The organism is Microbacterium sp. PMB16 (assembly GCF_051294855.1).
GTDB lineage: Bacteria > Actinomycetota > Actinomycetes > Actinomycetales > Microbacteriaceae > Microbacterium.
Genome location: NZ_CP145908.1, coordinates 1990533 through 2015038 on the forward strand (window position 1 = coordinate 1990533; position 24506 = coordinate 2015038).

A 24506-nucleotide genomic window follows, 5' to 3' on the forward strand; every position below is an offset into this window, starting at 1 on the left:
CATGGATTTCCTCGACGAGATCGTCCTCACGGGACTGACCGTGTTCGGCCGCCATGGCGTCTACGACCATGAGCGGGATGCCGGGCAGGAGTTCATCATCGACCTCCGACTGCGACTGTCGCTGGAGCAGGCCGCCGCATCCGACGAGGTGACCGACACCGTGCACTACGGCGAGCTGGCGGAGAAGGTGGCAGCCGTGGTGGCCGGGGAACCGGTCAACCTGATCGAGACGCTCGCCGAGCGGATCGCCGGTGTCGCGCTCGACGACCGTCGGGTGCAGAGCGTCACCGTCACCGTGCACAAACCCCACGCCCCCATCCCGCTTACCTTCGCCGACGTGGCCGTCACGGTGCACCGCAAGCAGACGCCGGTCGGGCTGGAGGACATCACCGCATGAGCCGCAACCTCGCCATCCCGCTGGATCACGGGAATCGGAGTCCCGGTCGACCCGAGGCCCGGGCGGTCGTCGCGCTCGGCGCGAACCTCGGCGAGCGTCACGCGACGATCCGCGCCGCCGCCGAGAGGATCGCGCGGCTGCCCCTGGTGAGCGACGTGCGTCTGTCCCGGCTCTTCGACACCGTCGCGCTGCGGGTGGACGGGCCCGACCCCGACGCGCCCGGATACGTCAACGCGGTCGCGCTGGTGACCACGAGACTCGCGCCCGAGATCCTCCTCGGGATGCTGCACGCCATCGAAGACGAGAACGGGCGTGAGCGCCGGGAGCGCTGGGGCGATCGCACCCTCGACCTCGACCTCATCGCGTACGGCGATGTCGCATCCGATGAACCGCGCCTCCAGCTGCCACACCCGCGCGCCGCGGAGCGGTTGTTCGTGCTCGACCCCTGGCTGGACCTCGACCCCGACGCCGAACTGCCGGGACACGGCAGGGTGGCTGACCTGGCGACCCGGCTCCGCGACCGGGGCGACGGATGAGACGCACGTCGGCAGGCGTGCTGGCGGTGCTGGCACTGCTCGCCGCGGGTGGCGGCTTCCTGCTCGACCATCTGCTCACCACGGGCGGTCGCGCGACGTTCACCCCTTCGCTGCTGCTGCCGGTGCTTTTGCTGCTGATCGCCGCGGCCGCGCTCGGCGTGGCCTGGCCGGTGCGCCGCAGCGTGCGCTCCGGCATCCGCATCGATCCCTTCCGCGCGCTCAGGGCGGCGACGCTGGCCAGGTCATCCAGCCTGCTCGGAGCGATCATGGCAGGGTTCGGCGCCGGCCTGCTGGTGTTCCTTCTGTCGCGGCCCGTCGATCCCCAGGTAGGGTCGACTGTGGCCATGCTGGCCCTGATCGGGAGCGCGATCGTTCTTGTGATCGCCGCGCTCGTCGCCGAACAGTTCTGCACCCTGCCGAAGGATCCTGATGACTCAGAACCCAGAGACCGCGCCCCTGAACCCGGCGGAGGGCACTGACCTCGACGCCCTCGACCAGGGCACCTACACGCAGCTGCGCACCGCGCGGAACGAGGCGCGTCTGGACCTGGACGGCACGTGGCACCAGATCTCGCCGCGGTACGTGGTCTCGCAGATCGTGCAGAACGTGATCTTCATCGCCGTCGTCGCGGCGGTGGCCATCGTGCTCAACATCGTCCTCGAGCAGGACTGGGTGTGGATCCCGGCAGGAGTCATCCTCCTCATCACCGTGATCGCGTTGATCATCCTGCCGCGTCAGGCCAAGGCCATCGGCTACATGCTCCGCGCCGACGACATCGTCTTCCGCAAGGGCATCCTGTGGCAGCGCATGATCGCGGTGCCCTACGGCCGCATGCAGCTCGTCGACATCACGCAGGGCCCGCTCGATCGCGCCTTCGGTATCAGCCAGCTGAAGATGGTGACGGCAGCGGCCACCACCGGCGTGCAGATCCCCGGGCTCACCCAGCGTGCGGCCGAAGCGCTGCGCGACACGCTCATCGAAGTGGCCGAGACCCGCCGGACCGGCCTGTGAGCGAGCAGCAGGTCCCCGGGGCGCCGGAGGCTCCCGCGCGCGTGAACCCGACGTCGTCGAACCTCGCGGACGGCGAATGGCACCGGATGCATCCGCTCACCCCGCTGTTCAAGGGCGGGCTGGCGTTGCTCATCCTCGCCGGCGTCGTGATCGCGAACATGCGGGACAAGGTCATCTACTGGTTCGTCGCGCTGTTCACGCCCGAGGAGGCGCACGTCGGCGACTACAACGGCGGCGACCCCGTCGACTGGGTGGTCGAGAACAACCTGATCCTGCTCGTGCTGCTCGGCGTGCTGGCCCTCGTGGTCGTGCTGGTCGCGATCTTCTGGTTCTTCTGGCGATTCCACCAGTTCCGCATCACGGGCGATCACGTCGAGGTGCGCAAGGGCATCGTCTTCCGTTCGCACCGTCGCGCACCGCTCGACCGCGTGCAGGGAGTCAACCTCACGCGTCCGTTCCCCGCCCGCATCATCGGACTCGCGAAGCTCGAGGTCGTCGGGGCCGGAACCGACGCGAACGTCGACCTGGAGTACCTGGCCACCGCGCGCGCGGAGGAAGTGCGCTCCGACATCCTGCGGCTCGCCTCCGGCGCCAGGGCTGCTCGTCAGGCCGCCATGAACCCGCAGGCGACCGCTCCGGAAGCGACCGGTACGCGTGCGTCTGCTCGTGCGCAGCTGGTCGGGTCGGTGAACGAGGGCGTCAACAGCCTGATCACCGGTGTCGATCTGGCGGATGTGGCGCCCGAGAGCGTGGTCAAGATCCCGACCGGTCGGTTGATCGGATCGCAGCTGATCTCGGCTCTCCTGTGGCTGGTGTTCTTCGGCGTGATCTTCGCGGTCGCGCTCGGCAGCACCATCATCGGACTGATCTCCGATGGTGAAAGCGACGGCGGACTCATCCTGCTGGGCATCGGCCTCGGCATGGGTATCCCGATGGTCATCGCCGTCGTCGGTATCACCTGGGCGCAGATCTCCAAGTCACTGCGCTACTCGATCGCGCCCACGCCAGACGGCGTGCGCATCACCTACGGTCTGCTGACGACCGTGACCGAGACGCTGCCGCCCGGACGCATCTTCGCCGTCGAGGTCTCGCAGTCGTTGCTGTGGCGACCGTTCGGCTGGTGGACGATCAAGATCAACCGGATGAGCGGCAAGAGCCTGTCCGCACAGCAGTCCGGCACGGCGCAGCAGTTCAACGTGGTGCTTCCCGTGGGCAAGCGCGCCGATGTCGAACGGGTGCTCGGACTCGTGCTCCCCGACGTTCCGGCGGAGAGCATCCCCTTCCTCTGGGACCACGGCATCACCGGGCCCATCGAGGGCGACCCGTACCGCACGATGCCCCGGCGCGCCTGGTGGCGCCGTCCGGTCTCGTGGAAGCGTCACGGCTTCGCTGTTGCCGACTTCGGACTGCTGCTGCGCCGCGGCATCGTGTGGCGCAAGCTCGCCGTGTTCCCGCTCGCCCGTCTGCAGGGAGTCTCGCTGTCGCAGGGACCGATCGACCGGGCCCAGCGCGTCTCGGGCGCACAGGTGCACACCGCTCCGGGCCCCATCACCGGGTATCTCTCCGGACTCGAACGCGACGATGCGCTGGCGCTGCTCGACGGCGTCAGCCGGGCGGCCGCCGAGGCCGCGTCGCGCGATACGACGCATCGTTGGAGCGAGCATGCGGCTGCCGCGGCTCCTCCCGCCCCGCCGACGTATACGCCGCCGGTCCACGCGGCTCCGGGGCAGCCCGCGCCGGTCGCTCCGCCTGCGCCGCCGCCTGCTCCTCCGGTTGCGCCGCCGCCTGCGCCGCCGGTCGCGCCTCCTCCTGCTCCGCCCGCGACGACGGGCGACTGACGACGTGGTGCGCGATGGACGTCTCGGCGTCGGCATCATCGGCGCCGGACGCGTCGGACCGGTGATCGGTGCGGCGCTCGGTGGCGCCGGTCACGCCGTCGTCGGCATCACGAGCGGGTCCGACGACGAACGCGCATCCGCCGTGCTGCCGGACGTGCCGGTGCTGGATGCGCTGGAGGTCGTGCGCCGTGCCGAGCTCGTCATCCTTGCGGTTCCGACGGATCAGTTGCCGTCGTTGGTCGCGGGCATCGCGGAGGTGGGGGGCTGGCAGGTCGGGCAGCTGGTGCTGCACACGGACGCGTCCTACGGCATCGATGTGCTGACTCCTGCTGCCGAGCGGGGAGCCATTCCGCTGGCCGTGCATCCCGCGATCACGTTCACCGGCACGTCGATCGATCTGCGGCAGCTGCAGGCGGGATTCGCCGCCGTGACGGCGCCGGCCGCGGTGCTGCCGATCGCGCAGGCGCTCGCGGTCGAGATGGGCTGCGAGCCCATCGTGATCGCCGAGGAGGACCGCGCCGCCTATGCCGACGCCATCCAGAGCGCCACCGAGTTCTCGCGGTCGATCATCGGGCAGTCCACGGCACGGCTGCGTGAGATCGGAGTGGAGAACCCCGGTGGTTTCCTCTCGGCGCTCGTGCAGTCGACCGTCGAGCGCGCGCTGCGCGAAGCATCGGATCTCCCGCCGCTGATCTGACGGCGGGGCGGCGCTCAGCGTCCGCCGGAGAACCCGCCTCCTCCTCCACCACCGGAGAATCCGCCACCGAACGAACCTCCCGAGCTCGACGACGTTGCCGCGGACGGCGACGAATACGTCGCAGCCGCGTGCGAGGAGGACGTGAAGGACGCGAGGTAGACGCCGAGGTAGGGGGTCGTGGGGTCTCCGATCCAGGAGGGACCGTGTTGCGCGGCAGAGTACGCGCGCTCGAGCACATCGCCCCACTCCTTCTCCATGCCGAACAGCATCGCGTAGGGGAGGAGGCGCTCGTACACATGGATCACGTCGGCGGAGCCGTCGGGGTAGCGCTCCGCCCCGCTGTACGACTGGAGCATGCGGAGGCGGTCGGCCTCCGCCACACGGATGAACTCCTCCACACCTTGCAGGTGCTCGAACCCACGCGCGCCCTCGGCGGTGAGGACGGTGTGCTTCGAGAACGAGTAGAAGCTCGCGATGAGCACGAGGACGACCCCGAATGAGACGGCGACGAGGGCCGGGACCGCGGAGATTCGTCCGCTGATCACCCCCATGAGGGAGATTCCCAGCCCGAGGATCACGACCGCGATGGCGCACCACTGCACGATGGCAGCGCCGCGGCTCCGAGCTGTGGTGGTGAGGCCACGCGATTCCGCCGTGTTCTTCCCGCTCTGCAACAGTGCGCTCATCCGTCCGGCGAAGGCCTCGCTGGAGGCGGGTACGTCGACGACGCCCCCGGCATTGGCCTTCAGGAACAGCGCGTCGAGTGCCTCGACGTCGAGCTGATCGGGGATGCGCGATCCGGCGATGCGTCGCAGACGCGGATGCTCCGGAGACCCGCCCTCCTCGATGCGGAGCGTGCCGCGGACGGCGAGGTGCACGATCTCCGCGGGGATCACGTCCTTCGCGCCGGGTATCAGGGCGGCGGCGAGCAGCGGCGGCATCGAGTCGGGGACGTCGTACTGGGCGACGACGACTCCGGTCGCGGTGCGACGGCGGCGCTTGAAGGCCCCCACCGATGCCCAGGCGCCGACGGACAGCGCCCCGGCACCGATGGCGGCGACCAGCGGGACCGTGTCGGTCACAGGATTCGGCGTACGTGCCGATGGCTGCGTCGCCGTGCCGGGCTCGAACCCGATCGCCACGGTGACCCCGTCGCCGGCCGCGCGCGCTCCGGATTCGACCCGGAACGTCGCGACATCGCCGTCGATCGTCGGCCCGTCGATCTCACATTTCTCGGTCGAACCCGAGACGCCGGCGTAGCAGCTGGTCGACCCGGCGAGTCGGTCGGCCATCGTCGCGTCGAACACGATGTCGGCACGGAACCGCTCGATGGCCTGCGTGCTGTCGAGGGGGAGGAGGTCCCAGTAGAACTCGTCCACCGCCGGATTCCCTCCCCGCTGGTCCCCTGAGCCCCTCGACGCGCCTGCCGCCAGGATCACATCGCGCATCTCGTACTCGATCACGTACGTCGCGAGGCCCTGCACAAAGTCGTCATCGCCGGTGAGCACGAAGAGCAGACCGTCGTCCTCTTCCGTCTCGAACGGCACGTCAGTCCCCGCGTCGTCCTTCACCGAGAGCACACGGGTATCGATACCCGCGCCCTCGTAGGACGTCGGCAGCCCCCGGACGATGCCGCGGTTCTGGTCGTACTCGGGGAAGCGCGCGACGACGGTCTCGGTGACGCGCATCCGCGCGCGCCCCTCATCGTCGAGTCCGACCTCATACCGGGCGTCCCACGAGGCGTAGGAGAAGTCGTCCACGTCGGCGGGCTTTGCCGCCTGGCTGTGCGCCGGGGGCGCGGAGGCGGAGGCCGAGGTGGAGGCCCGATCGGAGCCTGAGACCGCCGCGGATGCCGCAGCCGGTGCGGCGACCACGGCGAGACCGAGGGTGAGTGCTGCGAACGCGCGGATGATCCGTGTGGCGGCCATTCTTCGAGGCTACCCAGGCCGCGCCGCAGTCTCGGCATTCCGCCTCGGTAAACTGGGAAGGACTTCAAGGAGCCCCGCACATGACTGACGCGTCCGCCGCGCCCGAATCGGCTTCGGCCGACCCCTCGACCGAAGAAGACGTCCACGAGCAGAAGGCCGTGCGTCTTGCCAAGCGCGAGCGGCTGATCGCGAAGCGCGCGGATGCTGCCGGTGGAGCGTTCCCGGTCGCTGTTCCGGTCACGCACGCCATTCCCGCACTGCGTGCCGAGTACGGCGAGCTCGAGGCGGGGGCCGAGACCGGTCTCGTGGTCGGCGTCGCCGGCCGCGTCGTCTTCAGCCGCAACACCGGCAAGCTCTGCTTCGCGACGCTGCAGGCCGGAGATGGCTCGCGCATCCAGGCGATGATCTCCCTCGCGAACGTGGGAGAGGAGTCCTTGGCGGACTGGAAGGAATACGTCGACCTCGGCGATCACGTGTTCGTGCACGGAGAGGTCATCTCCAGCCGACGCGGTGAGCTGTCGATCATGGCCGACGGCTGGGAGATCGCATCCAAGGCGATCCTCCCGCTCCCCAACGCCTACTCCGAGCTGAGCGAGGAAGGACGCGTCCGCAGCCGCTACCTCGATCTCATCGTCCGCGAGCAGGCCCGCACCACCGTCCGGGCCCGGGCTGCCGTGAACGCGAGCCTGCGCACGACCTTCACCAGCCACGACTACCTCGAGGTGGAGACCCCGATGCTGCAGGTGCAGCACGGCGGAGCATCCGCTCGCCCGTTCGTCACGCACTCCAACGCCTTCGACACCGAGCTGTACCTGCGGATCGCACCGGAGCTCTACCTGAAGCGCGCCGTCGTCGGTGGCATCGAGCGCGTCTTCGAGATCAACCGCAACTTCCGCAACGAGGGCGCCGACTCGACGCACAGCCCGGAGTTCGCGATGCTCGAGGCCTACCAGGCCTACGGCGACTACAACCAGATGGCGGCGCTCACCCAGGAGCTCGTGCAGCAGGCCGCAGTCGCCGTGTCCGGTTCGACGACCGTGACCTGGGCAGATGGTACCGACTACGACCTCGGTGGCGAGTGGGACCGCATCTCGATGTACGACTCGCTCTCGACGGCAGCGGGTCGTTCGTTCACGCCGCAGGATGCGGTGGATGACCTGATCGCATTCGCGGAGGCCAACGGCGTCGACCTCCCGCCGCAGGCGACCCACGGCAAGCTCATCGAGGAGCTGTGGGAGCACTTCGTGAAGGGCGACCTCGTGCGGCCGACCTTCGTGATGGACTTCCCGGTCGACACGTCGCCTCTGGTGCGCGAGCACCGGTCGATCGCGGGCGTCGTGGAGAAGTGGGACCTGTACATCCGTGGGTTCGAACTGGCGACCGGCTACTCGGAGCTCGTCGATCCGGTCATCCAGCGCGAGCGCTTCGTCGAGCAGGCGAAGCTCGCAGCGCGGGGCGATGTGGAGGCCATGCCGGTCGACGAGGAGTTCCTGCGTGCTCTCGAGCACGGGATGCCGCCGTCCGGCGGCATGGGGATGGGGATCGACCGCCTGCTCATGGCGATCACCGGTCTCGGCATCCGCGAGACGATCCTCTTCCCGTTGGTCAAGTAACGCGCTCGCCGACGCGGCGGTCATCCGATCGGTCCGCGTCGGAACGCCCACTCGGGCAGCATCGCACCGCCGATCATGGTGCCGAGCAACGCGGCGAGACCGTACTCCGGATCGATCGCGCGCACGAGATCGAGATAGTGGCCGGCATGCGTCGAGCGACCGAGCGCCCAGGACAGCCAGGCGGCTGCGGTGAGCGGTGCCGGTCTGCGGGAGCGAGGAGCCCGCGCAGCGGCGGTGCGGACGACGGAGAGCGCGAGACGGAGTCGGTCGGGGTCGGGGCTCGCACCGCGCCCGAGGAACACCTCACCGAGATCGTCCGGCACCATCCGGCCGTTCTCCGAGAAGTTGAGCTGTGCATCGAGAGTGCGGATTCCGCCGGCGAGATCGGTCGCCCACTGCGCGATCGCGACGTCGCGCAGCAGCGGGCGGTTCAGGCACCAGAGCAACGCCGCTACCGCGAACGGCGGCAGATCGTCGGGCGTCTTCAGCACTGATTCGAGGAACGCGGGGATGTCCTCCAGCATGACCGCTGCCGCGATGACCAGCGGATTCTCTGTGCCGGTCAGAGGCCCGCGTTCCTTGCAGGCGAGCAGGTCGTCGAGGTCGCGGAGCGCGCGCCCGACCCGCTCTTTCTCGGCGAGATCGACGGACGGAAGTTCCGCCCCCGTGAGCTGATCGCCCGACACGTCGCCGATGGACTCGACCTCGGGTGCGGGCCCGATCTGGTCGAGAGGCTCGACGACGGGGTCGTCGTCGAGGTAGCTCGACCACCCGTCGGGCATCACGCACAGGGCGTCGACCACTCGGAGGCCCGCGTCCTCGGCGCAGCCGAGGAGCTCGTCGACCGCCACCGCGAACGGGAGCACGAACCCGTCGCGCGTGGGGTGGGCCGCGTCGTCCGTGTAGACGACGACGGCGACGGCGTCCGTGCCATCGACGCGCGCGGCCAGCCCCACCGCGGCGTCGGCGAAGTCCTCGAGGGACACGTCGTCTCGCGGGAGGTCGAGGCGCATCGCGCCATAGGTGCGTGAACCGTGGAACGGCAGCAGCACGATGCTGTCTCGCGGAGTGAAGCCGGCGAGGGATGGGACGATGCTGAGGAAACCAGCGGAATCGGAAGCTCGGAGCAGTGTTGTCATTCCGAGAGTGTGATCGAGTCGGAGGCGGCAGCGCGCCGAAACGGCACCTTGTGGAGACACTCGTCCGAAGGTCACGAATGTGGACGAGGAGTGGCTCGCGTACGATGGAGGGATGGAGAACTTCTGGCTCGCGGCGGCATGGTCGATCCTGCCGACCATCGGCGTGAGCATCGTCTTCGTCTTCGTGCTCCGCGGCATCCTCCGGTTCGATCGCACCGAGCGCAAGGTGCACGCGCAGATCGAGGCCGAGGAGCGCGCGGCGCGCGGCCTCCCTCCTCGCGCCTGAGCGACGTCCGCGCCATCGGCTACTGTGTAGCAAACGCGCGGGCGACGGCGCCGACGGGCGGCGGACTCCGCCGAAGTGAGGGGCAACGATGACGCCGGAGACCTGGGGATGGTGGATCGCCGCCTTCCTGCTGGCCCTCGACCTGGTCATCCGTGTCACCGCGATCATCGTGATCCCGCGAAACCGCCGACCCACCGCCGCGATGGCCTGGCTCCTCGCCGTCTTCTTCATCCCGTTCGTCGGCGTCTTCCTGTTCCTCCTGATCGGCAACCCACGACTCCCGCGCGCGCGGCGTCGCAAGCAGGATCAGATCAACGAGTACATCGCGCAGACGAGCGAGCACCTCCACTTCGGCACCCTGCGTCCGCACGCACCGAGCTGGTTCGGTCCGATCGTGGAGATGAACCAGCGTCTGGGCGCGCTGCCGCTCTCCGGCGACAACGGTGCACACCTCATCTCCGACTATCAGGAGTCGCTGGATGCGATGGCGGCGGCCATCCGCGAGGCGAAGGACTACGTCCACGTCGAGTTCTACATCCTGCAGTCGGATGCGGCGACCGACGACTTCTTCCGTGCCATGGAGGAGGTCGCCGCTCGTGGCGTCGAAGTGCGCGTGCTTCTGGACCACTGGGCCAACCGAGGTAAGCCCCGCTACCGCCAGACCATCAAGCGCCTCAACGCGATGGGCGCCGACTGGCACTTGATGCTGCCCGTTCAGCCGTTGAAGGGGCGGATGCAGCGACCCGACCTGCGCAACCACCGCAAGCTCCTCGTCGTCGACGGCAAGATCGCCTTCCTCGGCTCGCAGAACGTCACCGACTCCACCTACAACCTGCGACGCAACATCAAACGCGGTCTGCACTGGGTCGACCTGATGGTGCGCATCGACGGTCCGGTGGTGCTCAGCGTCAACGCGATCTTCCTCAGCGACTGGTACAGCGAGACCGATGTGGTGCTCGAGGAGATCGACATCTCGCACGCCGACATCGGCTCCGGCGACCTGGATTGCCAGGTGGTGCCATCGGGCCCGGGCTTCGAGGTCGAGAACAACCTGCGGCTCTTCCTGGGGCTCCTGTACGCGGCCAAGCACAAGATCATGATCGTCAGCCCGTACTTCGTGCCCGACGAGGCTCTGCTGCTCGCTGTCACCGCGGCCGTCGACCGTGGCGTGCACGTCGAGCTGTTCGTCTCCGAAGAGGGCGACCAGGCCATGGTCTACCACGCCCAGCGCAGCTACTACGAGGTGCTGCTGAAGGCCGGGGTGCGCATCTGGATGTATCGAAAGCCGTACATCCTGCACACCAAGACGCTCACGGTCGACGACGAGGTCGCGGTCATCGGCTCGAGCAACATGGACATGCGCTCCTTCGGTCTGAACCTCGAGGTCTCGATGCTCGTCCGCGGCGAGGAGTTCGTCTCCGAGATGCGCGCAGTGGAGGACGAGTATCGCTCGCTCAGCCGCGAGCTGACCCTGGAGGAGTGGATGCAGCAGCCGCTGCGGTCCACCGTGCTCGACAACCTCGCCCGGCTTACCTCGGCATTGCAGTAGCCGTCCATCTTCGGTAATCACCCGGAGTGACTCCGTTCGGCACGCCGGGTACCCTGTGAGCATGACTTTCCGCACGCGCTACGCCGCCGTCCTCTCCGCGTTCACCGCTGTCGTGCTGCTCGCGGGATGCACCGCGGCGCCCGGCGCCGGCACTCCGACCAGCTCGTCGACGCCCGGTCCGGAGAACGTCGATGACATGAACGACGTCGAGGGCGTGCTGCTGGACAGCGGCCGCATGTTCGCCGTCATCACGACTGGCTCGTCGACGTGCGTGCCGCAGGTCGAGGAGGTCTCCGCGGACGGACAGACGGTGACCGTCACCCTCGTCGACGTTCCAGGCGACGCTGCGTGCACCAAGGATCTCGTCCCGCGTGCCAGCCTCGGAGCCCTCCCGGACGGCGTCGATCCGAAGACGGACATCACGCTGCAGGTGACCTATGGCGACCTGACCGATGACGTCGACATCGACGGCGACCCGCCGGCGACCGGTGAGTCCGGACTCGAGACCGGTATGTCGACCGCCGGGTGGTTCGACGACGGCGGCCTCGTGCTCTTGACCTGGGGCTCGTCCTCCTGCGTGCCGGTCGTCGAATCGCTCGAAGGCTCGGGCAATGCCGGCACCGCGACGTTCGTGACCGACGACGACCAGATCTGCACCATGGACATGGGGCCGCGCGGGACGATCCTCAGCTTCGGCGAGGACACCGTGGACGACGACGCACCCTTCACCCTGACGCTCGTCGGAGACGGGCTCGACGGAACGATCCGCATCGGCTGACCGCCGACTCGGACGCTCAGAGCATCGACACCGGGTGTCCTGCGGGCAACGCCAGCAGGAGCGCACCGGGATCAGCCCGGCAGGTGAGGCGCACGGCCTCGCCGAACTCGTCGCCGTCGAGCTCGATCGGTGTCGGTCCTGGCGCTGCGACTTCGGCGGCGACTCCGCGGAAGTAGTGCACGGAGGCATCCTTGCCGCGGCGCTCGAGCACGCGGCGCCCCGCACGGAACCTCCGCAGCACCGAGTTGTCCCACCAGATCTTCCGCCACACTCCGAGCCAGCCGAGTACTCCGGTCGGCTGGATGACGGCGACGTCGAGGATCGCGTCGGTGATCGAAGCGTCGGGAATCAGAGAGATGCCGCCCGGCAGGGTGCCGCAGTTCGCGAACAGGATGCTGTGCACCTTCGTCGAGTGCAGGCGCCCCTCGTCGATCTGGTACACCGCGCGGAACGGACGGGCTCGAGGGAGCGAGCGGGCGGCTCCGTCGACGTAGGCGATCCATCCGACGGAACGTTTGAGATCGGAGCGGGTGTTGGCGATCATGTCGGCGTCGAGGCCGATGCCGGCGAGCACCACGAAGGCATGCTCCGACTCGGCGCCATCGGCTCGGATCAGCCGCGCCCAGCCGATGTCGATCGGGAAGCGGAAGTCGCCGAGCGCGGCACGGATCATCTCCGCGGGGTCGCCCAGCGGGAGGCCCAGGTTGCGGGCGAGCAGGTTGCCGGTGCCGCTGGGCAGGATGGCCAAGGGGACCCCGGTGTTCGCGATCGCCTCCGACACCGCGCGCACCGTCCCGTCGCCGCCGGCCACGAGCACCACAGCCACTCCGCGGGCGAGGGCTTGCGCCGTCGCCAGCTGCCCGGCATCCTCCACCGTCGTCGGATAGAAGGCCGGATGCTCCCATCCGGCCTCTCGGGAGAGATCGCGCACGGACGCACGCAGTCGCTTCTCGTCGACCTTGATCGGGTTGTAGACGAGCGCCGCCTGTCGTCGGACGGGCGCAGGCGAGGTCATGGCGCTACTCTAAGCCCGGCTCCGGCCGGTCTCCTTCCCCGGCCTAGACTTGAGGCATGATCGACCTCGCACTCCTCCGCGACAATCCGGAGATCGTCCGCCGTTCACAGGTTGCCCGCGGGAACGCCGCGAGCACCGTCGACGACGCACTCGAGGCCGACCGATCGCGTCGTGCGGCGCTCGCCGCGTTCGAGGAGCTGCGGGCCGAGCAGAACGTCTTCGGCAAGCAGGTCGCGAAGGCTCCGAAGGAGGAGAAGGCAGCGCTCGTCGCGCAGGCCAAAGACCTCTCCGAGCGGGTCAAGCTGGCGCAACAGGCCGCGAACGATGCGGCGGATGCGGCATCCCTCGCGCTCGCCCGGATCGAGAACGTCGTGATCGACGGTGTTCCGGCCGGTGGCGAGGCCGACTTCGTGGAGTTGCGCCGTGTCGGCGAGGTCCCCGCCTTCGACTTCGAGCCCCGTGATCACCTCGAGCTCGGCGAGCTCCTCGGCGCGATCGACATGGAGCGCGGCGCGAAGGTGTCGGGGGCGCGGTTCTACTTCCTCCGCGGCATCGGCGCCCGTCTCGAGATCGCCCTGATGAACCTGGCGCTCGACAAGGCGCTGCAGAACGACTTCGTGCCGCTGATCACGCCGACGCTGGTGCGCCCGGAGATCATGCAGGGGACAGGCTTCCTCGGCGAGCACGCCGACGAGGTCTATCACCTCGACAACGACGACCTGTACCTCGTCGGCACCAGCGAGGTCGCGCTCGCCGGCTATCACAAGGACGAGATCGTCGACCTGACGGCCGGGGCGCTGCGGTACGCCGGGTGGTCGACCTGCTACCGCCGCGAGGCGGGCTCTCACGGCAAGGACACCCGCGGGATCATCCGCGTGCACCAGTTCAACAAGCTCGAGATGTTCGTCTACACGAACGCCGAGGATGCCGAGGCCGAGCACCTGCGTCTGGTCGCCCTGCAGGAGGAGATGCTGACCTCTCTCGGCCTCGCGTACCGGGTGATCGATGTGGCGGCCGGCGACCTCGGATCGAGCGCTGCCCGCAAGTACGACATCGAGGCCTGGGTGCCCACTCAGGGTGCTTTCCGCGAGCTCACCTCCACCTCGAACTGCACGACGTTCCAGGCGCGCCGCCTGGACGTGCGGCACCGGCCGGCCAGCGACGAGGGCGCGGCCAAGACGCAGCACGTCGCGACGCTGAACGGCACGCTCGCCACCACGCGCTGGATCGTCGCGCTGCTCGAGACGCACCAGCAGGCAGACGGCTCGGTGCGCGTCCCCGAGGTGCTGCGCCCCTATCTCGGCGGCCTCGACGTGATCCGTCCCCTCGGCTGGACGCCGGCATCCACCGACGCGCAGGAGGCGTGATGAGCGGCACCTGGCTCGTCGGCCTCGATGTCGACGGCACCATCCTGCTGCAGGACGAGACGATGAGCCCCGGTGTGCCCGAGGCGGTCGCCCGCGTCCGCGATGCCGGGCACGTCGTGACGATCGCCACCGGCCGCAGCTGGATGGCGACACGACGCTACGTCGAAGAACTGGGCATGACGGCGGACTACGTCGTGTGCTCCAACGGGGCCGTCACGATGCGCCGCGCTGGCGACGAGTGGGAGCGCTGGAACGTCGAGACCTTCGACCCACGGCCCGTGCTCGCGTTGCTGCAGGATCGGCTGCCGGACGCCCGCTACATGGTCGAGCTCGCCTCCGGTCAGCGCCTGTTCACTCAGCAGCTCGATGACTGGACCCTCGACGGCGGTCGCCAGGTCGACTTCGACGAACTCGGAGCGGAGCCGGTCTCGCGCATCGTCGTCGTCTCGCCGGGCCACGACGAGGAGGACTTCCACCGACTGGTGGCGGATGCCGGTCTCAATGAGGTGTCGTACGCCATCGGCTGGACGGCCTGGCTCGACATCGCACCCCAGGGCGTCGACAAGGGCACCGCGCTGGAACAGGTGCGCGCCGAGCTGGGGCTCGGCGCAGACCGGGTCTTCGTCGCAGGAGACGGCCGCAACGACATCGGGATGTTCGGCTGGGCGCGCTCGCTCGGTGGCCGTGCGGTGGCGATGGGACAGGCGCCCGATGTGGTGAAGGATGCGGCGTCCGAGATCACTGCCGATGTCGAGGACGGCGGCCTCGCGACGGCGCTGAACACGCTTCCAGCGCCCGCCCAGGTCAGCGCGGGAGAATAGAACTCGGCTAGACTCACGCGTTGTCGGCAGATGCATCTGTCGGGAGGGTTGTCCGAGCGGCCGATGGAGCTGGTCTTGAAAACCAGTGGGCAGAGATGTCTCGTGGGTTCGAATCCCACACCCTCCGCATTTTGAGCACGGTGACCCCGCACCGGTGCTGATTCCGAAAGGCCACGAGTGAGCGAGAAGACGCGACGCCGCCGTACCATCGCGCGGCACGGTCAGCTGCACACGCCCGGTCCTGTCGGCCAGCTGCTGAAGTTTCTCGCGATCGGTCTGGCCGTAGTCCTCGTCAGCGGGCTGGGCGTCGGCGGCTACATCCTGTACGACTTCTCCAGCACGGTCTCGGCCAATGCGGTCGACCTCGAGGGGGATGCGCCCGTGCCGCCGGACATCGGCGAATACAAGGACGGCTTCAACCTCGTCCTCACCGGCGTCGACACATGCGAGGACGACTACAAACAGTACTTCGGTGACCGCTGCACGGGTGGCGACTCCGAGGGCACGCTCAATGACGTGAACCTGCTGGTGCACGTCTCGAAGGACCCGCGCCGCATCACCGTCGTGAGTTTCCCGCGTGACCTCATGATCCCCATTCCGGAGTGCACGGACAAGAACGGCAACGTTCATTCCGGAATGAGTAAGCAGCCGCTGAACGTGGCGTACTCCGACGCGGGGCTGAGCTGTGTCGCGAAGACCATCTCCGAGCTCACCGGGCAGGACGTGCAGTTCGCGGCATCCGTCACCTTCGGTGGTGTGATCGAGATCACGAACGCCATCGGCGGCGTGGACGTCTGCCTGGCGAGCCCGATCAAGGACCGCAACACCGGCCTGAACATGACCGCCGGCACGCATACGGTGGAGGGAATCCAGGCGTTGCAGTTCCTCCGCACTCGGTACGGAGTCGGAGACGGCAGCGACCTCGGGCGCATCGGCAACCAGCAGCAGTACATGTCGAGCCTGGCCCGCAAGATGATCAGCGGCTCGGTGCTCGGCAACGTTCCCGTGATGCTCAAGCTCGCCAACACCGGGCTGCAGAACCTGGAGACGAGCACGTCGCTCGCCGACCCGATGAAGATCGTGCAGATCGCCCTCGCCGTGAAGTCGGTGCCGTTCGAGGACATCGTCTTCGTGCAGTACCCCACCAACGGCGACCCCGACGACCGGAACAAGGTCGTTCCCAACTACGGTGCCGCCGAAGAGCTCTGGGCTGCGATCGAGGCGAACGCGCAGCTCCAGATCACTCACGAGAACACGAGCACCGATGGCGTGGTGGTCGAGGGAGAAGTCCCGACCGACGGGGCGACGGCGACGCCCGACCCGACAGCGCCGCCCGAGAATGTCGTGGCTCTCCCGAACACGATCAAGGGCAACTCCGCTGCACAGCAGACCTGCTCGAACGGCAGGATCGCGGACTAGGACGCTCGACCTCCTTGTGGTCGCCGTCCCTTCGTCCTCGTGCGATCGGTCGAGGCACCGTGTCCCCCAAATGGTCTACAGACGACGGTGGAACCCTCTCGCTAGGTTGTAGCCACAACCCACTGATTGGAGATCGAATGAGTGTTCTCAAGAAGGCAGCGGCCACGATCATCATGGCTGCGGCCCTCGTCGCCGGGAGCATCGCGCTCGCCGCCCCCGCCTCTGCCGCAGAGGTCAAGCCTGCAGCCATCGTCAAGGCTGCGGACTGCAACGGGAGCAGGGCGTTCGCGCTCACGACCAATGCGAATGAGTCCGCTCGCGTCCCCACCTACGGGGGGTCCAAGAGCTGCACTCTTCGTTCGGGAAACAGAAGCGGCGCAGTGTCGACGTTGCAGAACTCGTTGAACTCGTGCCATGGCAAGAGCATCACCGTGGATGGTGATTTCGGGCCCGCGACGCGTACGGCGCTCATCCAGGTGCAGGCATCGCTCGGCCTGACGGCTGACGGCATCTACGGGCCGAACACGCTCAGCAACATGCGACACAAGAACAGCATCAACCTGGCTTGCTCTCCGGGATATCAGATCTCGAACACTCCGTTCTAAAACGAACAGAGCCGGGGGTGGAGTTGCCGCCCCCGGCTCTCCTTTGCCCTCTTCGGTGCCAGCCGTGGACATCGGTGTTCCTGCGGTCGGCGGGGCTCGGGGGAGCGGTGAAGGGATAGACCCGGGTCAGGCCCGCGGCTCGAAGCGCTCCGGCGGATGGGTCGCCGCGACCAGAGCGCGCAGGCCCTCGAGGGTCGCGGGAGCGGCGCCGAGCGCGCGGGCCTGCACGAGCACGTTGCCGAGAGCCGTCGCCTCGACCGGGCCGGCGAGCACCGGCAGACCGGTGCGAACGGCGGTCGCCTGGCAGAGCAGGCGGTTGAGCGAGCCGCCTCCGACGAGATGGACGACGTCGAGCGTGCGCCCGGAGAGATCGGATGCCGTCTGCACGGCTTTCGCGAACGCCGCGGCGATCGACTCGACGATCGTGCGGGCGAAGGCGGCTCTCGACGAGGGCGCATCGCCACGGAGAAGCGCGGCGATGCGCGTGGGCATGTCTCCGGGCGCGCTGAGCGAGGGGTCGTTCGCGTCGAAGAGCGGGCTGTCGCTCGTGACAGCGGATGCGGCGGCGAGAAGCTCGGACAGATCGAGGCTCACGCCATCCTCGGCCTCCCACGCCCGCACGGTCTCGCTGAGCAGCCACAGACCGGTGACGTTGTGCAGGAACCGGTAGCGGCCGTCCACGCCGAGCTCGTGCGTGAAGTTCGCCTCGCGCGCGGCATCCGTCAGCACCGGCTCGGTCAGCTCGACGCCGACGAGTCCCCAGGTGCCGCAGGAGATGTAGGCGGCCGACCCTGCGACCATCGGCACGGCCACGACGGCCGAGGCGGTGTCGTGCGAGCCGACCGCGATGACGGGCAGGTGCTTGCCGATCCGGGCGGCGAGTTCGGGACGCAGGGTGCCGATCGTCGTGCCGGGGTCGATGAGCGGCGGGAGCAGAGCCGCCGGGATGTGAAGGCGGGCGGCGAGATCTGCGTCCCACTCGCCGGTCTCTACGCCGAGGAGCCCGGTCGTCGAGGCGTTCGTCCGTTCGGCAACCCGCGCACCGGTGAGGAGGAACGCGAGCAGGTCGGGGATGAGGAGTGCGCTGTCGGCATCCGTGATCCGCTCGTCGACCCGGTACTGGTAGAGCGTGTTGAACGGCAGGAACTGCAGGCCGTTGCGTCGGTACAGGTCCGCGGACGGGAGGAGCGCGTGCACCTCTTCGACCCCGCGGGCCGTGCGCGCGTCGCGGTAGTGGAACGGCTCGGCCAGCAGGTCGTCGCCCGCGAGCAGCCCGTAGTCGACCGCCCACGAATCTATGCCGATGCTCTCGATCGCCGGTTCGCGGCGCACTGCCTCGGTGAGCCCCTCGAGCACGTGCTCGTACAGCGCCGCGAAATCCCAGTGCAGGCCGTCCTCACGCTCGACCGGCCCGTTCGGGAACCGCGAGACGAGTTCGAGTTCGAGCACGCCCTCGCCGACCCGCCCGATCACGACCCGCCCGCTGGTCGCGCCGAGGTCGACCGCCGCGACGGCCCGGACGGTCATGCGGGCCTTCTCCCTGCGTCGAGCCGCCCCGTTGCGTGCGAGCCGCCCCCAAATTGACTGCTCACAGAGGGGCGGCTCGCACAGAAGGGGGCGGGTCGACGGGAGGGGAGGAGGGACGAAGTCATCGGAGGAACGCGGCGGCGACGCCCGAGTCGACGGGGATGTGAAGGCCCGTCGTGCGGGTCAGCTCGGGACCGGTCAGCACGTACACCGCATCCGCGACGTTCTCCGGGACGACCTCGCGCTTGAGGATCGTGCGGTTCGCGTAGAACTGACCGAGGTCCTCTTCCGCGACGCCGTAGGTGGCCGCGCGATTGGCGCCCCACCCGGAGGCGAAGATCCCGGAGCCGCGGACGACGCCGTCGGGGTTGATGCCGTTGACCCGGACGCCGTACTCGCCGAGCTCGACAGCGAGGAGCCGCACCTGGTGCGCCTGGTCGGCCTTGGTCGCCGAGTACGCGATGTTGTTGGGGCCGGCGAAAACGGAGTTCTTCGACGAGATGTAGATGATGTCGCCGCCGAGCTTCTGGTCGATGAGGGCGCGGGCCGCCGCCTTCGAGACCAGGAACGACCCCTTGGCCATCACATCGTGCTGCAGATCCCAATCCTTCTCGGTGGTCTCGAGCAGCGGCTTCGAGAGCGAGAGCCCCGCGTTGTTGACGACGAGGTCGACGCCGCCGAAAGCGAGCACCGTCGCGTCGAGGGCGGCCTGGATGGCCCCGGCATCCGCCACGTTCGCGGCGACGCCGATCGCGACGTCGGTGTTCCCGAGCTCCGCAGCCGCGGCCTGCGCCTTCTCGAGGTCGAGGTCGGCGATCACGACGCACGCGCCCTCGGCGGCGAGGCGGGTTGCGATGGCCTTGCCGATGCCGGATGCTGCGCCGGTGACGAACGCGATCCGTCCCTGGTGGGACTTCGGCTTCGGCATCCGCTGCAGCTTCGCCTCCTCCAACGACCAGTACTCGATGGCGAACTTCTCGGCGTCCGAGATGGGGGAGTACGTCGACAGCGCTTCCGCGCCGCGCATCACGTTGATGGCGTTGACGTAGAACTCGCCGGCGACGCGCGCGGTCTGCTTGTTCGCGCCGTAGGAGAACATCCCGACACCGGGGATAAGCACGATGAGCGGGTCGGCGCCCCGGATCGCCGGCGACTCCGCCGTCGCGTGCGCGTCGTAGTAGGCCTGGTAGTCGGCGCGGTACTCGGCGTGCAGCTCGTGAAGGCGGGCGATCTGCTCGTCGACGGATGCCGTGATGGGCAGGTCGAGGATGAGCGGCTTGACCTTCGTGCGCAGGAAGTGGTCGGGGCAGCTGGTGCCGAGACCTGCGAGTTCGGGGGCACGATCCGAGGCGAGGAAGTCGAGGACGACGTCGGAATCGGTGAAGTGTCCGACCATCGGCTTGTCGGTCGAGGCGATGCCGCGGATGGTGCAGGCGAGGGCGGCGGCGCGCTCGCGGCGTTCGTCCACGGGGAGCGCTTCGAAACCGGTGCGTACGCCACCGAACGGGTCGACCTTGCCGTTCGCTGCGATGTAGGCGGCGGCGGTGTCGATGATCCAGAGCGAGTTGGACTCCGCCTTCTCCGACGTGTCGCCCCAGGCGGTGATGCCGTGGCCGCCGAGGATCGTGCCGATCGCTTGCGGGTTCTTCGCCTTGATCGCGGCGATGTCGAGTCCGAGCTGGAAGCCGGGGCGGCGCCAAGGAACCCAGACGACCTTGTCTCCGAAGATGGTCGCCGTGAGCTCCTCGCCGTCGGCGGCGGTTGCGATCGCGATGCCGGAGTCGGGGTGCAGGTGGTCGACGTGCGCGGCGTCGACGAGTCCGTGCATCGCGGTGTCGATCGAGGGCGCCGCGCCACCCTTGCCATGCAGGCAGTAGTCGAATGCGGCGACCATTTCGTCTTCACGGTCGAGGCCAGGGTAGACGTCGACGAGAGCGCGCATGCGGTCGAGGCGCAGTACTGCCAGGCCTTGCTCCTCGAGCGTTCCCAGATCGCCGCCCGATCCCTTGACCCACATCAGCTCGACCGGCTGCCCCGTGACCGGGTCGGTCTCCGTACCCTTCGCCGACGTGTTGCCACCGGCGTAGTTGGTGTTCTTGGGGTCTGCGCCCAGGCGGTTCGATCGCTCGATGAGAGCGGCGGCGGTGGGGTTGGTCATTGCTGTTCCTTGTTCTCGGGAGACGTGGCGAGGACACGGCGGGCGAAGCGATCGATCGATGCTGTCGCCGCCGCGAGTTCTGGCTGGTTGAGGTGGCCGTGGCGGGTGCCGGGCTCGGTGGAGATGTCGAGGTCGATACCGGCGTCGCGCAGCGAAGCGCCGAACGCTTCGCCCGAGACGCGCAGTGCGTCGACTTCGCCGTTGATCATGATCGTGGCGGGAAAATGAGAGAGCTGAGCGGGGGATGCGGTGCCGGGCACGGCATAGACGTCGCCGTCCTCGACCGGCCCGCCCAGGTAGTTCTCGTACATCGCGCGCACGGGATCGGAGCCGAACACGTCGGCGGCGGGGTCAGCGGCGAGAGCGGCTCGCAGCGCGGCATCCGGTACGCCCTGCACAGCATGCAGCGTCGGATAGGCGAGCACAGCAAGCGCGGGGAACGGCCCCGAGCCGTGGCTCAGCCGCAGGGCCACGCCGGCTACGAGGTTGCCACCGGCGCTGGCCCCACCGATCGACCAAGGGCCGCGAGTGAGGCCCGATTGAACGGCCCAGCGGAACGCGGCTTCCACCTCGTCGGAAGCGACGGGGTAGTGAACACCCTCGCGCTCGGGGGATCCGGACGCCTCGGCCCAGTTGCGGGGGAAGGGCGCGAGTGCGTAGTCCACCGACACCACGACGATCCCGCGATCGGCGAAGCTCCGAGCGACCCAGTCGGCTTCGGGCATCTCGAGCTCGCCGGCCGCGAATGCTCCGCCGTGTGCCCACACGAGGCCGGGGCCCGCGGGGTTCGCCGGAGCATAGATGCGCACACGGAGCGCACCGTGCGGGCCGTCGAGCAGCTGGTCGGTCACAGCATCATCCGTTCTGTCGATGAGCGCCCGGGTGCGGGGATCGGCTCCCGCACCCGGACGGGTCTTGTCGGCTCAGGCACCCCAGCCGGCTTGAACGCCACCTACCCGGTCGGCGGCGATCTGCTGCTGGTATCCGGATGCTGCGTAGGCGGCCATCGGGTCGCCGGCGAGGCCGCGCGACTCGCGCCATTCGGCGAGGGCAGGGCGCACATCGGTGTAGAACGCGTCCATGAAGGTCGCGTTCGCGGCGAGCACGTCGCCGGACTTCTGTGCGGCGGTCAGCGCCTCGCGGTCGACGAGCAGCGCCCGCGCGGTCATCTCCTGCACGTTCAGCACCGAACGGATCTGCCCGGGGATCTTGTCCTCGACGTTGTGGCACTGGTCGAGCATGAAGGCCACGTCGGGGTTGTTCAGTCCACCGCCGCGGACGACCTCGAACAGGATCCGGAACAGCTGGAACGGGTCGGCGGCGCCCACGATCAGGTCGTCGTCGGCGTAGAACCGCGAGTTGAAATCGAACGAACCGAGCTTGCCGAGGCGCAGCAGCTGCATGACGATGAACTCGATGTTCGTGCCCGGGGCGTGGTGGCCCGTGTCGAGGCAGACCATCGCCTTGTCGCCGAGAGCGGTCACCTGGGCGTAGGACGTGCCCCAGTCGGGAACGTCGGTGTGGTAGAACGCCGGCTCGAAGAACTTGTACTCCAGCACCAGGCGCTGGTCGTCGCCGAGGCGGGCGTAGATCTTCTGGAGAGACTCCTGCAGACGGTCCTGCCGTCCGCGGAGATCGGCCTGGCCGGGATAGTTCGACCCCTCGGCGAGCCAGATCTTCAGGTCGCGGCTGCCCGTGGCATCCATCACATCGATGCAGGCGAGGTGGTGATCGATCGCCTTCTGGCGGATGGCGGCGTCTTCGTGGGTCAGCGCGCCGAACTTGTAGTCGTCGTCCTGGAAGGTGTTGGAGTTGACGGTGCCCAGCTCGACGCTCAGGTCTTCCGCGTGCTTCCGCAGGTCGGAGTAGGAGTCCACCACGTCCCAGGGGATGTGCAGCGCCACGCTCGGGGCGAGTGCCGTGTACTTGTGCACCTGCGCAGCATCCGCGATCTTCTCCCACGGATCGCGCGGCGTTCCGGGCGTTCCGAAGACCTTGAAGCGGGTGCCGGAGTTGCCGAATGCCCAGCTGGGGAGCTCGATGGCCTGCTGCTCGAGCGCTGCGAGGTGGTCGGGGGTGAGGATGCTCATGAGGGGGAGCCTTCGTGGTCGTTTCGGGTGGAGATCGTCAACTGTTCGTGCAAGTTGAAGACTTCGGTGAGGGGCGTGGCCGCCTGATCGGCGCGGCCTTCGAGGCCGACGAAGAACTCGGCCATCGAGGCTTCCCAGCGAGCTGCGACGGGGGATGCGGCGAGGTAGGCGCGGGCCGCCTCGTCGTCGTCGGTCTCGTAGTAGCCGAACAGGCGCCCGTTGTCGGCGAGGAAGATCGAGTAGTTGCGGCGGCCCGCCGCAGCGATCTCCGCAAGCATGTCGGGCCAGACCGGGCTGTGGCGCGCGATGTAGGTGTCGACCAGCTCAGGGCGCACTGTCAATTGGAACGCGACGCGGGTCACGACAACTCCTTCGTGGGCTGATGCGGCGGCGGAGCGATCCGTTGCCTGGTGTGAATCGATCCATTATGAATCGTTTCAAACGATAGTGTGGAGCGCAGGATCCGTCAAGCGGCGTGATCCCTTGAAGCATCCGGGGGAATGGCGATCATGTCGGTGAGTGTGAAAGACGTCGCGGCCGCGGCTTCAGTCTCGGTGGGTACAGTGTCCAACGTGCTGAACCGGCCGGAGAAGGTCACGCGAGCGACGGTCGAGAAGGTGCAGGCAGTGATCGAGGAGCTCGGATTCGTCCGGAACGACGCCGCTCGCCAGCTCCGCGCCGGGCGCAGTCGAAGCATCGGACTGATCGTGCTCGACAGTGCCAACCCGTTCTTCGCCGAGGTTGCCCGTGGGGCGGAGGAGCGCGCCGCCAGAGAGGGCATGGCAGTGCTGCTGGGCAACAGTGATCAGACCCCGGTTCGAGAGAGCGCTTATCTCGATCTCTTCCGTGAGCAGCGGGTGAGCGGCGTCCTGCTGACCCCGACCGACCTGCAGAGCACTGCGGTGCGCCACCTCGCCGACAGCGGAATCCCGCTCGTGCTCGTCGACGACGAACTCCTCGATGGCGCTGCTCCGTCGGTCACCGTCGATGACATCGAAGGGGGGATGCTAGCCGTCGCGCACCTGTTGGAACGCGGTCGACGACGCATCGCCTACGTCGGCGGTCCTCTCGCGATCCGCCAAGTGGCAGACCGTCTCGAAGGTGCGCGCCGGGCGCTGTCGGCCTTTCCCGATGCGACCCTCGAAGTCATCGAGCTCGATGCGCTCACGGTCCTGCACGGGCGGGATGCCGGGGAGAGCATCGCCCGCCGGGATGTCGATGACCGCCCCGATGCCGTCTTCTGCGCGAATGACCTGCTCGCCGTCGGTCTGCTGCAGGGGGCGGCGATCCTCGGCGAAGTGCGGGTGCCGGAAGATCTCGCCATCATCGGCTATGACGACATCGACTTCGCGCAGGCCGCAGTGGTGCCGCTGTCGTCGGTGCGACAGCCAGCGCGGGCGATCGGGGCGACGGCGGTCGAACTGTTGCTGGAGGCGCTCGCCTCTCCTCGCGCGGCCGCGCGGCACGTCCGCTTCCAGCCTGAACTGGTGGTGCGCGCCTCGACCGGCCGATGAACCACGCCCTCCCTTCGTCGCCGTGGGGCCCGGGTTCGTGCACCTCGCGCGAACCCGTTATGATAGCCAGGTGCATCCGTGCTTTCGGGTCGGATGCCTGGAGACGTCGCATAGTCCGGCCGAGTGCACCACCCTGCTAAGGTGGAGTCCCCTCACGGGGACCAGGGGTTCAAATCCCCTCGTCTCCGCAGTGGAAATCCTGTTCAGAAGCTGATTCC

23 protein-coding genes and 2 tRNA genes are annotated in these 24506 nt (G+C 68.4%); 17 read left to right on the top strand and 8 right to left on the bottom strand.

Annotated elements, in window-relative coordinates; genetic code table 11:
* Window position 1 precedes the first annotated feature (1 nt).
* Genes folB through V5D55_RS09510 form a run of 6 tightly spaced genes read left to right on the top strand, consistent with a single transcriptional unit; the run spans window position 2 to window position 4479 of the window.
* A complete protein-coding gene (gene folB / locus V5D55_RS09485) occupies window positions 2–397 on the top strand; it encodes a dihydroneopterin aldolase (protein ID WP_435749151.1) in 396 nt (131 codons plus the stop codon).
* Window positions 394–933: a 2-amino-4-hydroxy-6-hydroxymethyldihydropteridine diphosphokinase gene (gene folK, locus V5D55_RS09490; RefSeq protein WP_435749152.1), complete on the top strand. Its 540-nt coding sequence runs from the start codon at window positions 394–396 to the stop codon at window positions 931–933. Before folB ends, folK begins: the two co-directional genes overlap by 4 nt.
* Window positions 930–1412: a DUF3180 domain-containing protein gene (locus V5D55_RS09495; protein ID WP_435749153.1), complete on the top strand. Its 483-nt coding sequence runs from the start codon at window positions 930–932 to the stop codon at window positions 1410–1412. The genes folK and V5D55_RS09495 overlap by 4 nt, the downstream gene beginning before the upstream one ends.
* A complete protein-coding gene (locus V5D55_RS09500; protein WP_435749155.1) occupies window positions 1363–1944 on the top strand; it encodes a PH domain-containing protein in 582 nt (193 codons plus the stop codon). Before V5D55_RS09495 ends, V5D55_RS09500 begins: the two co-directional genes overlap by 50 nt.
* On the top strand, window positions 1941–3782 hold the full coding sequence (locus V5D55_RS09505) for a PH domain-containing protein (protein ID WP_435749156.1): 1842 nt from the start codon (window positions 1941–1943) through the stop codon (window positions 3780–3782). The genes V5D55_RS09500 and V5D55_RS09505 overlap by 4 nt, the downstream gene beginning before the upstream one ends.
* A 4-nt stretch (window positions 3783–3786) precedes the next feature.
* A complete protein-coding gene (locus V5D55_RS09510; RefSeq protein WP_435749157.1) occupies window positions 3787–4479 on the top strand; it encodes a DUF2520 domain-containing protein in 693 nt (230 codons plus the stop codon).
* A 14-nt stretch (window positions 4480–4493) separates the two neighbouring features.
* On the opposite strand, the gene V5D55_RS09515 is transcribed toward V5D55_RS09510, so the two are convergent.
* The gene (locus V5D55_RS09515) at window positions 4494–6407 is read right to left on the bottom strand and encodes a DUF2207 domain-containing protein (RefSeq protein WP_435749158.1); all 1914 of its coding nucleotides are present in this window, start codon (window positions 6405–6407) and stop codon (window positions 4494–4496) included.
* A gap of 80 nt (window positions 6408–6487) precedes the next feature.
* Here V5D55_RS09515 and lysS point away from each other — a divergent pair, with 80 nt between their 5' ends.
* Window positions 6488–8020, top strand: a complete 1533-nt coding sequence (gene lysS, locus V5D55_RS09520; protein ID WP_435749159.1) for a lysine--tRNA ligase — start codon at window positions 6488–6490, stop codon at window positions 8018–8020.
* Between the two features lie 20 nt (window positions 8021–8040).
* Here lysS and V5D55_RS09525 read toward each other — a convergent pair whose 3' ends face one another.
* Window positions 8041–9159, bottom strand: a complete 1119-nt coding sequence (locus V5D55_RS09525) for a DUF4192 family protein (protein ID WP_435749160.1) — start codon at window positions 9157–9159, stop codon at window positions 8041–8043.
* Window positions 9160–9271: 112 nt separating this feature from the next.
* On the opposite strand from V5D55_RS09525, the gene V5D55_RS09530 reads away from it, so the two are divergent.
* The 3 genes from V5D55_RS09530 (at window position 9272) to V5D55_RS09540 (ending at window position 11772) form a co-directional block, all read left to right on the top strand.
* Window positions 9272–9445: a hypothetical protein gene (locus V5D55_RS09530; protein WP_435749161.1), complete on the top strand. Its 174-nt coding sequence runs from the start codon at window positions 9272–9274 to the stop codon at window positions 9443–9445.
* Window positions 9446–9533: 88 nt separating this feature from the next.
* Window positions 9534–10994, top strand: a complete 1461-nt coding sequence (gene cls / locus V5D55_RS09535; protein WP_435749162.1) for a cardiolipin synthase — start codon at window positions 9534–9536, stop codon at window positions 10992–10994.
* Between the two features lie 61 nt (window positions 10995–11055).
* Entirely contained in the window at window positions 11056–11772 is a 717-nt protein-coding gene (locus V5D55_RS09540) for a hypothetical protein (protein WP_435749163.1), read from the top strand.
* Between the two features lie 16 nt (window positions 11773–11788).
* Here the strand turns inward: V5D55_RS09540 and V5D55_RS09545 are convergent, their stop codons facing one another.
* Window positions 11789–12787 carry a diacylglycerol/lipid kinase family protein gene (locus V5D55_RS09545; protein WP_435749164.1) on the bottom strand — a complete coding sequence of 333 codons (999 nt, stop codon included), beginning with the start codon at window positions 12785–12787 and terminating at the stop codon, window positions 11789–11791.
* A 56-nt stretch (window positions 12788–12843) separates the two neighbouring features.
* Between V5D55_RS09545 and serS the strand changes: the two genes are divergently transcribed.
* From serS to V5D55_RS09570, 5 genes are all read left to right on the top strand, one after another.
* Window positions 12844–14154, top strand: a complete 1311-nt coding sequence (serS, locus tag V5D55_RS09550) for a serine--tRNA ligase (RefSeq protein ID WP_435749165.1) — start codon at window positions 12844–12846, stop codon at window positions 14152–14154.
* Window positions 14154–14975, top strand: coding sequence for an HAD family hydrolase (locus V5D55_RS09555; protein WP_435749166.1), 822 nt, complete (start codon window positions 14154–14156; stop codon window positions 14973–14975). Before serS ends, V5D55_RS09555 begins: the two co-directional genes overlap by 1 nt.
* Window positions 14976–15017: 42 nt before the next feature.
* Window positions 15018–15102, top strand: a tRNA-Ser gene (locus V5D55_RS09560).
* Between the two features lie 50 nt (window positions 15103–15152).
* Window positions 15153–16394, top strand: a complete 1242-nt coding sequence (locus tag V5D55_RS09565; RefSeq protein WP_435749167.1) for an LCP family protein — start codon at window positions 15153–15155, stop codon at window positions 16392–16394.
* A 137-nt stretch (window positions 16395–16531) separates the two neighbouring features.
* Window positions 16532–16999, top strand: a complete 468-nt coding sequence (locus tag V5D55_RS09570) for a peptidoglycan-binding domain-containing protein (RefSeq protein WP_435749168.1) — start codon at window positions 16532–16534, stop codon at window positions 16997–16999.
* 126 nt (window positions 17000–17125) lie between these two features.
* Here the strand turns inward: V5D55_RS09570 and V5D55_RS09575 are convergent, their stop codons facing one another.
* From V5D55_RS09575 to V5D55_RS09595, 5 genes are all read right to left on the bottom strand, one after another.
* Window positions 17126–18526 carry a rhamnulokinase gene (locus V5D55_RS09575; RefSeq protein ID WP_435749169.1) on the bottom strand — a complete coding sequence of 467 codons (1401 nt, stop codon included), beginning with the start codon at window positions 18524–18526 and terminating at the stop codon, window positions 17126–17128.
* Between the two features lie 121 nt (window positions 18527–18647).
* Complete coding sequence (locus V5D55_RS09580; protein ID WP_435749170.1) at window positions 18648–20684, bottom strand: bifunctional aldolase/short-chain dehydrogenase; 2037 nt, start codon at window positions 20682–20684, stop codon at window positions 18648–18650.
* Window positions 20681–21535, bottom strand: a complete 855-nt coding sequence (locus V5D55_RS09585) for an alpha/beta hydrolase (RefSeq protein WP_435749171.1) — start codon at window positions 21533–21535, stop codon at window positions 20681–20683. Before V5D55_RS09585 ends, V5D55_RS09580 begins: the two co-directional genes overlap by 4 nt.
* Window positions 21536–21607: 72 nt before the next feature.
* Window positions 21608–22774: an L-rhamnose isomerase gene (rhaI, locus tag V5D55_RS09590; RefSeq protein WP_435749172.1), complete on the bottom strand. Its 1167-nt coding sequence runs from the start codon at window positions 22772–22774 to the stop codon at window positions 21608–21610.
* Complete coding sequence (locus tag V5D55_RS09595; RefSeq protein ID WP_435749173.1) at window positions 22771–23136, bottom strand: L-rhamnose mutarotase; 366 nt, start codon at window positions 23134–23136, stop codon at window positions 22771–22773. The genes rhaI and V5D55_RS09595 overlap by 4 nt, the downstream gene beginning before the upstream one ends.
* Before the next feature lie 147 nt (window positions 23137–23283).
* On the opposite strand from V5D55_RS09595, the gene V5D55_RS09600 reads away from it, so the two are divergent.
* Window positions 23284–24288 carry a LacI family DNA-binding transcriptional regulator gene (locus tag V5D55_RS09600; protein ID WP_435749281.1) on the top strand — a complete coding sequence of 335 codons (1005 nt, stop codon included), beginning with the start codon at window positions 23284–23286 and terminating at the stop codon, window positions 24286–24288.
* Between the two features lie 99 nt (window positions 24289–24387).
* Window positions 24388–24476, top strand: a tRNA-Ser gene (locus tag V5D55_RS09605).
* Window positions 24477–24506: the final 30 nt, after the last annotated feature.

What these genes read in the sequence shown, in the direction of transcription:
- cls (WP_435749162.1), top strand. Translation starts at nt 9,534, where the DNA reads ATGACGCCGGAGACCTGGGGATGGTGGATCGCCGCCTTCCTGCTGGCC.
- V5D55_RS09530 (WP_435749161.1), top strand. Translation starts at nt 9,272, where the DNA reads ATGGAGAACTTCTGGCTCGCGGCGGCATGGTCGATCCTGCCGACCATC.
- V5D55_RS09555 (WP_435749166.1), top strand. Translation starts at nt 14,154, where the DNA reads ATGAGCGGCACCTGGCTCGTCGGCCTCGATGTCGACGGCACCATCCTG.
- lysS (WP_435749159.1), top strand. Translation starts at nt 6,488, where the DNA reads ATGACTGACGCGTCCGCCGCGCCCGAATCGGCTTCGGCCGACCCCTCG.
- V5D55_RS09600 (WP_435749281.1), top strand. Translation starts at nt 23,284, where the DNA reads ATGTCGGTGAGTGTGAAAGACGTCGCGGCCGCGGCTTCAGTCTCGGTG.
- V5D55_RS09540 (WP_435749163.1), top strand. Translation starts at nt 11,056, where the DNA reads ATGACTTTCCGCACGCGCTACGCCGCCGTCCTCTCCGCGTTCACCGCT.
- V5D55_RS09525 (WP_435749160.1), bottom strand. Translation starts at nt 9,159, where the DNA reads ATGACAACACTGCTCCGAGCTTCCGATTCCGCTGGTTTCCTCAGCATC.
- V5D55_RS09500 (WP_435749155.1), top strand. Translation starts at nt 1,363, where the DNA reads ATGACTCAGAACCCAGAGACCGCGCCCCTGAACCCGGCGGAGGGCACT.
- folB (WP_435749151.1), top strand. Translation starts at nt 2, where the DNA reads ATGGATTTCCTCGACGAGATCGTCCTCACGGGACTGACCGTGTTCGGC.
- rhaI (WP_435749172.1), bottom strand. Translation starts at nt 22,774, where the DNA reads ATGAGCATCCTCACCCCCGACCACCTCGCAGCGCTCGAGCAGCAGGCC.
- V5D55_RS09575 (WP_435749169.1), bottom strand. Translation starts at nt 18,526, where the DNA reads ATGACCGTCCGGGCCGTCGCGGCGGTCGACCTCGGCGCGACCAGCGGG.
- serS (WP_435749165.1), top strand. Translation starts at nt 12,844, where the DNA reads ATGATCGACCTCGCACTCCTCCGCGACAATCCGGAGATCGTCCGCCGT.
- V5D55_RS09495 (WP_435749153.1), top strand. Translation starts at nt 930, where the DNA reads ATGAGACGCACGTCGGCAGGCGTGCTGGCGGTGCTGGCACTGCTCGCC.
- V5D55_RS09570 (WP_435749168.1), top strand. Translation starts at nt 16,532, where the DNA reads ATGAGTGTTCTCAAGAAGGCAGCGGCCACGATCATCATGGCTGCGGCC.
- V5D55_RS09580 (WP_435749170.1), bottom strand. Translation starts at nt 20,684, where the DNA reads ATGACCAACCCCACCGCCGCCGCTCTCATCGAGCGATCGAACCGCCTG.
- folK (WP_435749152.1), top strand. Translation starts at nt 394, where the DNA reads ATGAGCCGCAACCTCGCCATCCCGCTGGATCACGGGAATCGGAGTCCC.
- V5D55_RS09515 (WP_435749158.1), bottom strand. Translation starts at nt 6,407, where the DNA reads ATGGCCGCCACACGGATCATCCGCGCGTTCGCAGCACTCACCCTCGGT.
- V5D55_RS09545 (WP_435749164.1), bottom strand. Translation starts at nt 12,787, where the DNA reads ATGACCTCGCCTGCGCCCGTCCGACGACAGGCGGCGCTCGTCTACAAC.